12 protein-coding genes and 1 tRNA gene are annotated in these 13,088 nt (G+C 71.8%); 4 read left to right on the plus strand and 9 right to left on the minus strand.

What is annotated here, in order from left to right; translation table 11 throughout:
- The first annotated feature begins 38 nt into the window (after positions 1-38).
- The gene (locus tag ACHAAC_RS08855) at positions 39-965 is read left to right on the plus strand and encodes a metallophosphoesterase (protein ID WP_435715763.1); all 927 of its coding nucleotides are present in this window, start codon (positions 39-41) and stop codon (positions 963-965) included.
- 12 nt (positions 966-977) lie between these two features.
- Positions 978-1,051, plus strand: a tRNA-Pro gene (locus ACHAAC_RS08860).
- 106 nt (positions 1,052-1,157) lie between these two features.
- Here ACHAAC_RS08860 and ACHAAC_RS08865 read toward each other — a convergent pair.
- Entirely contained in the window at positions 1,158-1,979 is an 822-nt protein-coding gene (locus ACHAAC_RS08865) for a hypothetical protein (protein ID WP_435715764.1), read from the minus strand.
- Positions 1,980-2,258: 279 nt separating this feature from the next.
- Between ACHAAC_RS08865 and ACHAAC_RS08870 the strand changes: the two genes are divergently transcribed.
- Positions 2,259-2,999: a hypothetical protein gene (locus ACHAAC_RS08870; protein WP_435715765.1), complete on the plus strand. Its 741-nt coding sequence runs from the start codon at positions 2,259-2,261 to the stop codon at positions 2,997-2,999.
- Positions 2,996-4,969, plus strand: coding sequence for an acetoacetate--CoA ligase (locus ACHAAC_RS08875; RefSeq protein ID WP_435715766.1), 1,974 nt, complete (start codon positions 2,996-2,998; stop codon positions 4,967-4,969). The genes ACHAAC_RS08870 and ACHAAC_RS08875 overlap by 4 nt, the downstream gene beginning before the upstream one ends.
- Here the strand turns inward: ACHAAC_RS08875 and ACHAAC_RS08880 are convergent.
- The 8 genes from ACHAAC_RS08880 to ACHAAC_RS08915 all read right to left on the minus strand — a co-directional run bounded on the left by ACHAAC_RS08880 (position 4,950) and on the right by ACHAAC_RS08915 (position 13,088).
- Complete coding sequence (locus ACHAAC_RS08880) at positions 4,950-6,338, minus strand: serine hydrolase domain-containing protein (RefSeq protein ID WP_435715767.1); 1,389 nt, start codon at positions 6,336-6,338, stop codon at positions 4,950-4,952. The genes ACHAAC_RS08875 and ACHAAC_RS08880 overlap by 20 nt on opposite strands.
- A 77-nt stretch (positions 6,339-6,415) precedes the next feature.
- Positions 6,416-6,874 (minus strand): GNAT family N-acetyltransferase, encoded by a 459-nt coding sequence (locus ACHAAC_RS08885; RefSeq protein WP_435715768.1) that lies wholly within the window; start codon positions 6,872-6,874, stop codon positions 6,416-6,418.
- Positions 6,875-6,884: 10 nt separating this feature from the next.
- Positions 6,885-7,919 carry an aspartate-semialdehyde dehydrogenase gene (locus tag ACHAAC_RS08890; RefSeq protein WP_435715769.1) on the minus strand — a complete coding sequence of 345 codons (1,035 nt, stop codon included), beginning with the start codon at positions 7,917-7,919 and terminating at the stop codon, positions 6,885-6,887.
- On the minus strand, positions 7,916-9,241 hold the full coding sequence (locus ACHAAC_RS08895; RefSeq protein ID WP_435715770.1) for an aspartate kinase: 1,326 nt from the start codon (positions 9,239-9,241) through the stop codon (positions 7,916-7,918). The genes ACHAAC_RS08890 and ACHAAC_RS08895 overlap by 4 nt, the downstream gene beginning before the upstream one ends.
- A 210-nt stretch (positions 9,242-9,451) precedes the next feature.
- Positions 9,452-10,555: a S1 family peptidase gene (locus ACHAAC_RS08900; protein WP_435715771.1), complete on the minus strand. Its 1,104-nt coding sequence runs from the start codon at positions 10,553-10,555 to the stop codon at positions 9,452-9,454.
- 188 nt (positions 10,556-10,743) lie between these two features.
- Positions 10,744-11,733, minus strand: a complete 990-nt coding sequence (locus tag ACHAAC_RS08905; protein WP_435715772.1) for a LysR family transcriptional regulator — start codon at positions 11,731-11,733, stop codon at positions 10,744-10,746.
- 88 nt (positions 11,734-11,821) lie between these two features.
- Positions 11,822-12,421: a recombination mediator RecR gene (recR, locus tag ACHAAC_RS08910; RefSeq protein ID WP_435715773.1), complete on the minus strand. Its 600-nt coding sequence runs from the start codon at positions 12,419-12,421 to the stop codon at positions 11,822-11,824.
- A 52-nt stretch (positions 12,422-12,473) separates the two neighbouring features.
- Positions 12,474-13,088 (minus strand): TetR/AcrR family transcriptional regulator, encoded by a 615-nt coding sequence (locus ACHAAC_RS08915; RefSeq protein WP_435715774.1) that lies wholly within the window; start codon positions 13,086-13,088, stop codon positions 12,474-12,476.

A 13,088-nucleotide genomic window follows, 5' to 3' on the forward strand; every position in this document is an offset into this window, starting at 1 on the left:
GTGCGGACAGACCCCGGGTCGCGCCCTAGGCTGGAGCGATGAAGCCGATCACTGCCGTGCCGCTCGGGCTGGTCGCGGCCGGGGCCGCCGGGCTGGGCTACTCCGTCCTGGAGACCCGCTGGTTCGCCCTGCGGCGCGCGACCGTCCCCGTGCTGCCGCCCGGGTCGCGCCAGCTGAAGGTCCTGCACCTGTCCGACGCGCACATGCGCCCGTCCCAGCACCGCAAGCAGGACTGGCTGCGAGGACTCGCTGCCTTGGAGCCGGATCTCGTCGTCAACACCGGCGACAACTTCGCGCACCTCGAGGCGGCGCCGGCAATCCTCGCGGCCTACGGCGACCTCCTGGACGTCCCGGGCGTGTTCGTGTTCGGCTCGAACGACTACTTCGCACCGGTGCGCAAGAATCCGGCGAAGTACCTGACCGGCGGCACCGGCACCGCCACCGAGGGTGACTGGCGGCGGCCCGCGACGCTGCCCTTCGACGCACTGCGGGCCGCGTTCACCGAGCGGGGGTGGGTCGATCTCAACAACCGCCACGGCGAGCTGACCGTCGACGGTCGTCGACTGTCCTTCGTCGGGGTCGACGACCCCCACCTGGAGCGTGACGTCCTGGACACCGCGCCAGCCGATGTCGACGCCGACCTCGCGATCGGTGTCGCCCACGCCCCGTACCTGCGCGTGCTCGATCAGTGGAACAGCCTCGGCTACCCGCTGATCCTCGCCGGCCACACCCACGGTGGGCAGCTCCGCGTGCCCGGCTTCGGCGCCCTCGTCACCAACTGCGACCTTGACCGCAAGCGTGCCCGCGGCCTGCACACCCACCGGGTGGAGGGTCACGAGCCGTCGTGGATGCACGTCTCAGCCGGCCTGGGCACCTCGCCGTACGCACCGGTGCGCTTCGCCTGCCGCCCCGAGGCCACCCTGCTCACCCTCACTGGGATAGACTCAGCAGGGTTGTCCGCCTGAGGGTGGACATTCCGGGGTGTGGCGCAGCTTGGTAGCGCGCGTCGTTCGGGACGACGAGGCCGCAGGTTCAAATCCTGTCACCCCGACGCGGTGTCCTTCGGACACGAGGAAGCTCCCGAACCCTCCAGGGTTCGGGAGCTTCCTGCATCCCGTGGCCGGCCTTCGCGACCGGTCAGCGTCTCCGCAGGACGATCAGCGACCGCCGCCGAGGAGGCCGTCGACGAGGCCGCCGAGGGCGTCATCGTCGTTGTCGTTGTCGTCGTCGCGCTCGCTCTGCTGGCTCTCGGACTTCTTCTCCTCGTTGTTCTCCGAGGACACGTTCGGGTCCGCCTCGAGGCCACCAAGGGTGCCCGAGGAGCTCGAGCTGTCGTCCCGCTCCTGGGCGGAGCTGCTGCTGGAGCTCTCCGTGCGGCTCTGCTCGTCGCGGTTCGCGTCGTGGCGCTGGTCGGTCTGCTCACGCTCGGCCTGTGCGGCCTCGCGCTCGGCGGACTGCGACTCCGAGGAGAACGACAGGCCACCCACCTCGATCGGTGCACCGGCGTCGACGCCGTTGCGAGCACTGCTGCTCTCGCTCTGCGACGACTCGCGGTCACCGTCATCCTGGCTGGACTGGCCCTGCTGGACCGACTCCAGCTGGTTCAGGACCGACAGGGTCGGGTCGATGGACGCCCCGCCGAAGGAGAACTCCTGGGCGCGCTGGTCCTCACGCTCGGACGCGGACTCCGAGGAGCTCGACTCCGAGGAGCTCGACTCCGAGGAGCTCGAACCGTCGTCTCCGCGGTTCTCGTCGACGGACCGCTCGAGCTGCTGGGCGACGCGCTCGGTGCTCTCGCTCGCGGAGCCGAAGGAGCTCTCGCCGAAGGACAAGGGAGCCCCGGCAGAGAAGTCGGAGGAGCGATCGGTGCCCTTCGAGGACTGGGAGTCGGAATCGGCCATGGCGGCAGCGCCGCCACCCAGGACGAGTGCGCCGGTGACGGCGGTGATGCTGAGGGAACGACGGATGTTCGTGTTCATGATGGTGACCTCTCGTAGACGATGTCGGTCAGACCGTCCCGCGAGCGGGACGAGGCGCCTTGGTTCGCGCCACCACCCACACTGCGTCGGTGAGAACCTCACACAACCCCTGCACCGAAAGACTCACTGCACGGTCAGGTTCGGCCGATCTTGTTCACGACTTCTTGGCACTCGGGACCCATCACCGCCCGGCTCGGTCGCGAACGGGTCGCCCCGGGAGCCGCTCGCCCGTCCTGCGGACCGGCCGCCGAGCCTCGTGTGCTGTGACACACTGGGGCAGTGAACGACGAGGATCCCCAGGCACCGGTGCCGGGGCAGCCGCGCGTCGTCAAGAAGGTCGTCAAGCGCACGGTGGTGCGCCCCGCACGACCGTCGTCGTCGGCCTCTCGCACCTCCCAGCGTCCGGGTCCCCCGACCACCCGCGCCCCCGGGACCGAGTCGCCCGCGACGCCCGGAACCTCTCGCCGTCCCGCCGTCGACCTCGGCGCCGTCCGCCAGCGCAGCCAGCAGTGGGGCCAGCGCGCCGGCCAGGCCGCAGGCGGCAGCCTGGGTCTCGTGCAGCGTGCCACGTCCGGCAGCAAGAACTTCGTGGCCGATCGCTACTGGGACGCCCGCACCTACCGGCTGCCACCCCAACCACCGGTGCGCTCGACCATCGTCGTCGGCCTGCTCCTCGGGCTGGTCGCCGTCGTCGTCGGGTGGATCTCCGGCCTGGTCTTCACCGAGCTGCGTGGCACCACGTCCGGGGGCGGACTGTGGGGCGGGCTGGTGGTCGTCGTCCTGGCCGTCCTCGCCGTCTGGGCCGGCGCGCGGCTGCTGGGTGCCTTGGGCGTCGAGAACCCTGGCACGGTCTCGGTCCTCGCCGTGATCCTGCTCCTGATCGTCGTCCTGCTGCTCTTCATCGACCTCGCGTCCGGCGCCTGGGCCTGGCTGCTCGTGCCTGCTCTCGGGGCCGGTTGCTTCGCGGTGGCCCACCTGCTCACGGACCTCGCCGCCCACGACCCGGGAGAGGTGGGGTGACGGACGTCCTGTGGCGCCCGGCCCCCGACGCACGTCCGCGGCTGCTGGACTTCGCCGAGCACGCCGCCCCCGCGGGCGCACCGACGCACGGGACCTATGAGGAGCTCTGGCGCTGGTCCATCGAGAACCTCGACGCCTTCTGGGGCTCGCTCTGGCGCTACTTCGACGTCCCGCACGACGGGGAGGCTTCACCTGCCCTGGCCGACGTCTCCATGCCCGGTGCGGTCTGGTTCCCGAACGCCCGGCTCAACTACGCCGAGGCCATGCTGCGGCTGCCGGGGCGCGCCGACGACGACGTGGTCGTGCGCGCCCGCTCCCAGTCTCGTGACGACGTCCACCTCACGGCCGCCGGGCTGCGCGACGCCGTGGCGCGGGCCCGCGCGGGCCTGGTGCGCCACGGCGTGCAGCGGGGCGACCGTGTGGCGGCCTACTCCCCCAACGTCCCCGAGACCCTGGTGCTCCTGCTCGCCTCCGCCAGCCTCGGAGCGATCTTCAGCTCGTGCGCACCGGAGTTCGGCGTCCAGAGCGTCGTCGACCGCTGGCAGCAGACCGAGCCCGTCCTCGTGCTCGCGGTCGACGGCTATCGCTACGGCACCAAGTCCGTCTCGCGCCACGAGGAGGTGGCGCGGATCGTGCAGGCGCTGCCCAGCGTCCGCACGCTCGTCTGGCTGCCGTACCTCGACCCCGAGGCGCCACCGCCCGACGGCGCGGTGACCTGGGCGGACCTGCTGGCCGAGTCCGGGCCGCTGGAGTTCGAGCGCCTCCCGTTCGCCCACCCGCTCTACGTCCTGTACTCCTCAGGCACCACCGGCCTGCCCAAGCCCATCGTGCACGGCCACGGCGGCATCACCGTCGAGCACCTGAAGTCGCTCGGTCTGCACCACGACTTCGGACCCGACGACGTCTTCCTGTGGTTCTCCACCACCGGCTGGATGATGTGGAACCTGCTGGTCTCCGGGCTGCTCGTGGGCTCCACCGTCGTCCTGTGGGACGGCAACCCGGCCCACCCCGACCTCGGTGCCCTGTGGCGCGACGTCGCGGACCTCGACGTCACCTACTTCGGGACCAGCGCACCGTTCCTGCTGCAGTGCCGCAAGGAAGGCATCGTCCCGCGCGAGCTCGCCGACCTGTCGCGGCTGCGCGGCGTCGGCTCGACGGGCGCTCCACTGCCCGCGGAGGGCTTCCGCTGGGTCTACGACACCGTCGGCGACGTCCACCTGCAGTCGGTCTCCGGCGGCACCGACGTGTGCGCCGCCTTCGTCGGCGCCGCCCCCACCGTGCCCGTGTACGCGGGCGAGATCTCCTGCCGGACGCTCGGCTCGGCCGTGGACGCCTTCGACGAGCAGGGCCGTCCCGTCGTGGGCTCCCTCGGGGAGCTAGTCATCACCCGGCCCATGCCCTCGATGCCGGTCGGCTTCTGGGGCGACACCGACGGCAGCCGCTACCGCGCGGCGTACTTCGAGGACATCGAGGGCGTCTGGCGTCACGGCGACTGGATCACGATCACCGAGCACGGGACCAGCACCATCACCGGGCGCAGCGACGCCACCCTGAACCGCGGCGGGGTACGGCTGGGCACGAGCGAGTTCTACGCCGTCGTCGAGAGCCTGGCGGAGGTGCAGGACAGCCTCGTGGTCCACCTGGAGGACGCTGTGCAGGATGGCTCGGGGGGCTCTGCCGACGGGACAGGGGCCGGCACGCTGCTGCTGTTCATCGTGCTGGCCGACGAGCACACCGATGTCGACGCGCTGCGCGCCACCGTCGCCCGCGAGCTGCGGACCCGGCTCTCGCCGCGTCACGTCCCGGACGAGCTGCACGTCGTGCCCAGGCTGCCGCGCACCCTGTCGGGCAAGAAGCTCGAGGTGCCGGTCAAGAAGATCCTGCAGGGCGTCCCGGCGGAGCAGGCCGCCACACGGGGCGCGCTGACCGATCCGTCCGCCCTGGACGTCTTCACCGACCTGGTGCGCTGACGCCGGGCGGTCGGCGCCGTGGCACGAGCAGGAGCAGTCCGACCGTCACCCAGGCCGCCACCGCCGTGGCGAGCGAGAGGGCCACGTCCGGGGCCCACGTCATGAGGGTCGGGACGCTCGTCCCCAGAAGCGTGGGCACGAGAGCCAACGCGACGACGAGCAACGCCACACCTCCGGCGGTGACCCACCGGCGCCGAGCCGCGCGCCATGCAGCGACTGCCGCGACCAGGCCGGCGAGCCCAAGGGCCACGAGCACCCACGGCGCGCCACCGAGGAAGGGATCCACCCCGCCCGGCGTCGCCCGTCCACCGTCGCCGATGGTCAGCACGTCCTCAGCGATGGACGCGAGCGCCGCGGCGCGGTCCTCGCCGTAGGCGTCGGCCAGCACGACGACGGACCGGCCGTCTGCAGGGCGGACCATGACGTGCGCGAAGAAGCCTGGGGTCGCGCCGGTGTGGTGGACCAGCTGCTCCTCGCCCTCGCCGGAGATCCGCCAGCCGAAGCCGTAGTGGTCGTCACTGGAGCGGACCCGCGGGCGGTGCAGCATCTCCAGCATCGCGGGATCCAGCAGGTCGGGTCGTCCACCCGCCTGGGCCGCCGCATAAGTCTCCAGGTCCGCGAGGGTCGAGACGACGTAGCCGTACGGCGCGCCGGACTCGTCGGTCCCGACCTCGTGGGAGCGCGGCCGCCCGAACCACCACTGGTGCCCCGGCGGCAGGCTCGCCCCGCCCTCGGCCAGGCCGGAGGTCCGATCCATGCCGAGCGGCTCCAGCAGGTCGCTCCGGAGGACCTCGCCGAACGGCCGCCCCGCGAGCGCCTCCACGAGGGACCCCAGCACCAGGTAGTTCGCCGAGCTGTAGGCGTACTGGCCCCGGGTTCCGGAGTACGAGAGATCCTGTGCCGCCCGGCGCACCGCGCCGGGCTCGTCGTCGGAGCGCTCCGACACCGCGAGTCCGTCGGTCGTCGCGTAGCCACTGGTGTGGGTCAGCAGCTGTTCCACGGTGGGCTCCCCCTGCTCGAGCCAGGGCAGGTGGTCGCCGATCGGGTCGTCCAGGTCGATGTCCCCCGCCTCGACCCTCTGCAGCACGAGGGCCGCGGTCATCGACTTGGCCACGGAACCGATGACGAAGGGGGTGTCCCGAGTCAGCGGTCGACCGTCGCCGTCGGCACCCTCGACGTCCTCGAGCAGCAGCTCGCCGTCCTCGAGGACGGCGACCGCCGTTCCCGGCACGGCCAGGCTCGACCTGACCTCGGCCAGGTAGTCGACCGTCTCGTCCTGCGTGGTCGCCGCCGCGGCCCCCGTGCCGGCCAGCAGCATCGTCACGACGACGGGCGCGAGCCATCGTCCCCGTCTTGTCCCCCGTGTCATGCCTCGACGCTAGGGATCGGTGACCAGACGGCGCGTCGGTGAGAACCCTCGGCAGACCCTGAGACGTCCCGCCGGTCTCAGGGGGTCCGGACGTGACGGCGGTAGGTGTAGGCCTGTGGCCACGGGCCCTGCTCACTCACCCAGGTCGCCGTCACCGTGCCGGTGCGCTCCCACCCCCGGTGCTCATAGAGCGCCTGGGCATCACTGTTGTGCTCCACGACGTCGAGCGCGAGCTCGACGTCGCGCTCGTCGGCCCAGGCCTCGACGGTGGCCAGCAGCGCCGACCCCGCACCGGTTCCCCGGGCATCGACCGCCACGAAGAAGCGGGTCAGGTGCCAGCAGCCCTCAGCCGGAGCCAGGGCGACATGACCCACGAGGCGGTGGTCGAGCTCGGCCACCCATGCCTCGTCCAGGCCGTCGTACAGCCAGGCAGGCGTCAGGTGCACGTCGTGCAGGGGGTAGCCGTCCTGCACGTGCACCGGCTGCAGCGCTGCCAGCAGTGCTCCGGCGTCCTCGTCGTCGCGCCGGCGGACCACGACCGGCACGTCAGACCAGCAGCTCGGCGATCTGGACGGTGTTCAGCGCCGCGCCCTTGCGCAGGTTGTCCCCGGTCACGAAGAGCACCAGGCCCTTGCCCTCCGGAGCGCTCTGGTCGGCCCGGATCCGACCGACCAGGCTCGGATCGGCACCCGCGGCCTGCAGGGGCGTCGGGACGTCGGCCAGCTGGACGCCCACGGCGTCGGCCAGCACCTCGCGGGCACGCTCGGGTGAGAGGTCACGCTCGAACTCGGCGTGGATCGACAGCGAGTGGCCGGTGAAGACGGGCACACGCACACACGTCCCGGCGACCCGGAGGTCGGGAAGGCCGAGGATCTTGCGAGACTCGTTGCGGAGCTTCTGCTCCTCGTCGGTCTCGTCGCTGCCGTCGTCCACGACGCTGCCGGCCATCGGCAGCACGTTGAAGGCGATCGGTGCGACGTACGCCTGCGGCTCGGGGAACTCGACGGCGGAGCCGTCATGGGTCAGCTCGTCGGCCCTGTCGACGACCGCCAGGGCCTGCCCGTGCAGCTCGCGGACGCCGGCGAGGCCCGACCCGGAGACCGCCTGGTAGGTGCTGACCACCAGGCGGACCAGCCCGGCCTCGTCGTGCAGCGGCTTGAGCACGGGCATGGCGGCCATCGTGGTGCAGTTGGGGTTGGCGATGATGCCGCGGCCACCCGGGCCGTCGCCTGCTGGGATGGCCTCGGGGTTCACCTCGCTCACCACGAGCGGGATGGACGGGTCCTTGCGGAAGGCCGAGGAGTTGTCGATGACGGTGACGCCGGCGTCGACGAACTTCTGCGCCAGGGCGCGGGAGGTGGAGGCTCCGGCCGAGAACAGGGCGATGTCCAGGCCCGTCGGGTCGGCGGTCGTGGCGTCCTCGATGAGGATCTCCCGGTCGCCGAAGGGCACGGTCCGGCCGGCCGAGCGGGCCGAGGCGAACAGCCTCACCTCGTCCGCCGGGAAGCTCCGCTCCACCAGGATGGACCGCATAGCGGCCCCGACCTGGCCGGTTGCGCCGACGATGCCGATGCTGGTCATCGTCCGGTCCCGCCGTAGACGACGGCCTGGACCTCGTCAGTGCCGAGGTCGAACGCCGCGTGGGCGGCGTTCACCGCTGCGTCGACCTGGCTCTCGGCCACGACGACGGAGATCCGGATCTCGGAGGTGGAGATCATCTCGATGTTGACGCCCGCCGCGGCCAGGGACTCGAAGAACGTCGCGGTGATGCCCGGTGAGGAGCGCATGCCGGCGCCGACGATGGACACCTTGCCCACGCTGTCGTCGTACTGCAGCCGCTCGAAGCCCACGCTGTCCTTGAGCCGCGCCAGCGCCGTCATGGCGGTCTGGCCGTCGGCCCGCGGCAGCGTGAAGGAGATGTCGGTGAGCGCCGTGGTGGCCGCCGAGACGTTCTGCACGATCATGTCGATGTTGATCTGCGCGTCGCCCAGCGCACGCAGGATCGAGGCCGCCTCGCCCACCTTGTCGGGCACGCCGACCACGGTGATCTTGGCCTCGCTGCGATCGTGCGCGACTCCGGAGATGATGGCTTGCTCCATCGAGGTTTCCTCACTGTTCGAGCCTGGTCCTGCATCCCTGGCCGGCTTGGTGCCGACCGTCCGGGCGGCCTCCGAGGAGACGACCCAGGTGCCCGTCTTGTCCGAGAACGACGAGCGGACGTGGATGGGCATGGCGTTGCGACGGGCGTACTCGACGCACCGCAGGTGCAGGATCTTGGCTCCGTTGGCCGCCATCTCCAGCGTCTCCTCATAGGAGATGCGCGGGATCTGGCGGGCGTTGGAGACGATGCGGGGGTCGGCGGTGAAGATGCCGTCGACGTCGGTGTAGATCTCGCAGACGTCGGCGTGCAGCGCGGCCGCGAGGGCCACGGCCGTGGTGTCGGAGCCGCCGCGACCGAGCGTCGTGATGTCCTTGGTGGTCTGGGAGACGCCCTGGAAGCCGGCGACGATCGCCACCGCGCCCTCCTGGAGAGCCTTCTCGATCCGTCCCGGCGTGACGTCGATGATCTTGGCCCGCCCGTGCTCTGAGTCGGTGATGACGCCGGCCTGCGAGCCGGTGAAGGAGCGGGCCTCCTGGCCGAGGTTGCCGATCGCCATCGCGAGCACGGCCATGCTGATCCGTTCGCCGGCGGTGAGCAGCATGTCGAGCTCGCGAGCCGGCGGCAGCGGAGAGATCTCGTTGGCGAGGTCGATCAGCTCGTCGGTGGTGTCGCCCATGGCCGAGACGACCACGACGACGTCGTGGCCGGCCTTCTTGGTCGCGACGATGCGCTGGGCGACCCGCTTGACGCTCGTGGCGTCGGCGACGGAGGAGCCCCCGTACTTCTGGACGACAATGCCCACGACGATGTCCTTGGTGGTGCGGGAGGATTGAGGCGGTGGCTCGGGCATCGTTGGCCGGCCACCCGGACATCGTACCGGCCCCGTTCCGGCGGCCTCGACCGTCGTTCCCGTCGTGGGACCTCGAGATCACGCCACCTGGGCAACGGCACGTGGCGCGGACCCCACGGCTCGCGCCATCGGGTCCGCGCCACGTGGGCGGGCAGTGCCTTGTCAGGAGGTCTTCAGCGTGAGCCCGTAGGCACTGAGGATCTCGTTGACCGGCTGGAAGTACGTCGTGCCGCCGACGCTGCAATTGCCGGAGCCCCCGGAGGTGACGCCCTGGGCTTGGTTGCCCGAGAGGGCCGAGCCGCCCGAGTCTCCCGGCTCGGCGCACGCGCTCGTGCGGATCAGGCCGGTGACGGACCCCTCGGCGTAGTTGACCGTGGCACCGCGGGCCTGGATCGTCCCGCACTGCCAGCCGGTGGTGGATCCGGAGCGGCAGATCGACGACCCGATCGGGGCGTCACTGGAGCCGCGGACGGCGACGCTGCCACCGGAGTAGTTGTTGACCGACCCGGTGATGGAGGCCGACGTCGTGACGTAGGCGTAGTCGTTGCCGGGGAAGCTCGAGCCGGCGAAGCGGCCCGACGGGGACGTCGTGCTGGTGCCCGTCGTGCCGCAGTGCCCGGCAGTGATGAACCCACCGTTGACCGCGAAGCCGATCGAGCAGCGGCCACCGCCGATGTAGTAGGCGTCGCCGCCCTGGGCGAGCGGCTGCGGCATCTCGGCGGAGCGCTCGATCGTGACGGCCTCGGCCGGCACGCCCGCATCGGCCACGAAGTCCTCTGCTGCCGCCTCGCCTCGCGTGGAGACGACCACCGAGCTGGACTCGACGTCCGCGAACCAGCTCGCGACGCTGTCCGGCGCCTCGGCCTTGGCGGCGTCGAGCTTCTCGACGTAGCCCTCCAGGTCGTCGTCGGAGCGCTCGACCTGCTGGGCCTCGGCGCCCTCGGCCCGGACCTGCTCGGCTGCGGCGCGATCGGTCACCGCGACCACGAGCGTGCCGGCCTTCTCGTCGTACCAGGACCCGGCGTGGTCGGCGCCGAGCGCGGACCGCAGTGACTCATCGGCTGCCGCGGCCTGCTTCTCGTCGGCGACGCGGTCCTTGGCCTCGGACGAGGACAGCCCGAGGTCGCGTTGCATCGCGGTGTGCATGCTGTCCGCAGGTGGCGTGGCGTCCGGTGCCGGCGCTGCGCTGGCCTGCTGGCCGGCGAGGGTGGCGATGACGGCAACCGCCGCCACCGACCCAAAGACGTTGAGCTTTCGTGTGGCCACTGTGATCTCCTTCGTCGTGGTGCCGGCTGGGGTTCACCGAGCTGGCACCAACCCGCGAGGACGACGTCACGATCGGGACCGGCGCCGTCTCCCGCACTGTTCCGGGGGTGGGTTCACCCCCGCAGCCCCCCCGAGGGGTTGGCCCGACGCTACTGCGTCGGGGAGCGGCGACGGGCATACCGGAACGGTCATACCGCGGGGGTGATGCCCGGATCCTGCTGGACGCCGAAGCCGCGATGGCGCGGCAACCACGCGGAGTACACCGAGCTGCGCTCGACGAGGTCGCGGTGGGCGCGCTTCACCGTGCCGAGCACCGCACCGGCGTGCTCGGCGGCCGCGGAGTCCGACCGCCAGCCGATCACGTGGTTCCACCGCAGCGGGACCCCGGCGAGCGGGACCGTCACCAGACCCGGCAGCACCCGGTTGGCCTGGCAGAGCGCGACGGCGGTGCCGGAGCCCACCAGGTCGACGCAGCTCGCAGCGTCGGCGACGTACAGGCTGCGGGGCGTGAATCCTTCGCGGGCGCACGCGGCTGCGAAGCACTCCTGGAAGCAGCCGTCGCCGGGCGTGGCCGCCCACTCGGCGTCGCCGAGCTCGCGCAGGGAGACCTCGTCACGATCGGCGAGCGGATGCCCCTGCGGGAGCAGGACGAAGACCGGGTCGACGGAGAACGTTCGCCACGTCAGGCCCGCCTCGCTCGGCGTGCCCGCCCCTGCGCAGACACCGATGACACCGAAGTCCAGCCGGCCGTCGGCGAGCTGGCCGGTGACCTCGTCGGCCGACCAGGAGGCCATCGTGGAGACCTTCAGCTCCTCACGCCACTGGGAGAGCCGCTGGATCAGGGGGGCGAGGATCGAGGACGTCGAGGCGCCGATGGACAGGTGCTCGGGTGCGTCCCGGCCTCGCTCGGTGTCACTGAGCCTCGTGGCGTCGTCCATCAGCCCCGACATGGCGGGCAGCAGCATCCGGGCTCGCCCGATGACCAGCTCGCCGAGGGCCGTGGGACGGACGCCGCGATGGTCGCGCTCGAACAGCGGTCCGCCGAGGGTGCGCTCGATGCGGCTGAGCTGCGCGGTGAGGGCGGGCTGCGCGACGCCCAGCTCGGCAGCCGCCTTGGTGACGCTGCCGGCCTCCGCGATGGTCGAGACGACCCTCAGGTGCCGCAGCTCGAGCTCCATCTCCCGATGGTATCCGCGGCCGCGTCGCGGCACCGCCCGAGCGCTCGTCGACGGGCGTGGACCGACGAGTCGGGAGAGGTGGCCGTCGTCAGCCGGCGATGGAGGTGCGGCCCTCGAAGGCGCGGCCGAGGGTCAGCTCGTCGGCGTACTCCAGGTCGCCACCCACCGGCAGGCCGCTGGCCAGCTTGCTGACCCGCAGGCCGAGGCTGCTGAGCATGCGGATGAGGTAGGTGGCCGTGGCCTCGCCCTCGAGGTTCGGGTCGGTGGCGATGATGACCTCGGTGACCGTGCCGTCCTGCAGGCGGCCGAGCAGCTCCTTGATGCGCAGCTGGTCCGGGCCGATGCCGGCGATCGGACTGATCGCACCGCCGAGCACGTGGTAGCGACCGCGGAACTCACGCGTCCGCTCGATCGCGACGACGTCCTTGCTCTCCTCCACGACGCACAGAACCGTGTCGTCACGACGCGGGTCCGCGCAGATGCGGCACTTCTCGTCGACCGTGACGTTGCCGCAGACCGCGCAGAAGTGCACCTTGGACTTCACGTCGACCATCACGGCCGCGAATCGCCTGACGTCCTCGGGGTCGGCGTCCAGCAGGTGGAACGCGATCCGCTGGGCGCTCTTGGGACCGATCCCGGGCAGCTGCCCGAGCTCGTCGATGAGGTCCTGGATGACGCCGTCGTACACCCGCTCAGCCTAGGGCACCGGGGCACAGTCGCAGGCCCGGCGCGCTGGCCCCTCAGGCCTCGAGGCCGCCGATGAACCGGACGAGCTGCTCCAGGCGGCGGTCCTCCTGCTCGGGGTGGGAGAGGACCCCCGCGGTGACGGCCTCGCCATCGAGCAGGTGCACCACGCTCATCAGCAGGGTGTCGAGCTCGTCCGCGGGCACCGTCGCGGCGACGGGCAGCTCACGTCCGATCGCCGCGATCTCCCGGTGGTACCGCTCGACCAGCGGCGCCAGGCCGTCGCGGAGATCGGCGTCGTGCCGGGCGGCGACCAGCAGCTCGTACCAGGCGGCGTTCATCGGGGCCCGGCACGCGCGACGCAGCAGCACGAGACACTCCTGCACCGTGACCTCGGTCGCCGCCAGGAGGCCTTCCCGGAAGTCGTCGAACTGGCGCGCCCGGACGGTGTCGGCGGCGGCGAGCACGAGGTCGAGCCGGGAGGGGAAGTGCCGAAACAGACCACCGGCGGAGACCCCCGCGCGCCGTCCCACCTCGGCCGTCGTGGTGCCGGCGTAGCCCCGCTCGGCCAGGCAGGTCACCGTGGCATCGACGAGGGCGGCGACGGTCGCCTCCCGCCGCTGGGCCTGGGTCCGTCGGACCCGGCCCACCTCGGTCCCGGACGTCGCCAC

The sequence above is a fragment of the Aeromicrobium sp. CF4.19 genome (assembly GCF_051262555.1).
Lineage (GTDB): Bacteria > Actinomycetota > Actinomycetes > Propionibacteriales > Nocardioidaceae > Aeromicrobium.

What these genes read in the sequence shown, in the direction of transcription:
- ACHAAC_RS08890 (WP_435715769.1), bottom strand. Translation starts at nt 7,919, where the DNA reads ATGACCAGCATCGGCATCGTCGGCGCAACCGGCCAGGTCGGGGCCGCT.
- ACHAAC_RS08855 (WP_435715763.1), top strand. Translation starts at nt 39, where the DNA reads ATGAAGCCGATCACTGCCGTGCCGCTCGGGCTGGTCGCGGCCGGGGCC.
- ACHAAC_RS08905 (WP_435715772.1), bottom strand. Translation starts at nt 11,733, where the DNA reads ATGGAGCTCGAGCTGCGGCACCTGAGGGTCGTCTCGACCATCGCGGAG.
- ACHAAC_RS08865 (WP_435715764.1), bottom strand. Translation starts at nt 1,979, where the DNA reads ATGAACACGAACATCCGTCGTTCCCTCAGCATCACCGCCGTCACCGGC.
- ACHAAC_RS08880 (WP_435715767.1), bottom strand. Translation starts at nt 6,338, where the DNA reads ATGACACGGGGGACAAGACGGGGACGATGGCTCGCGCCCGTCGTCGTG.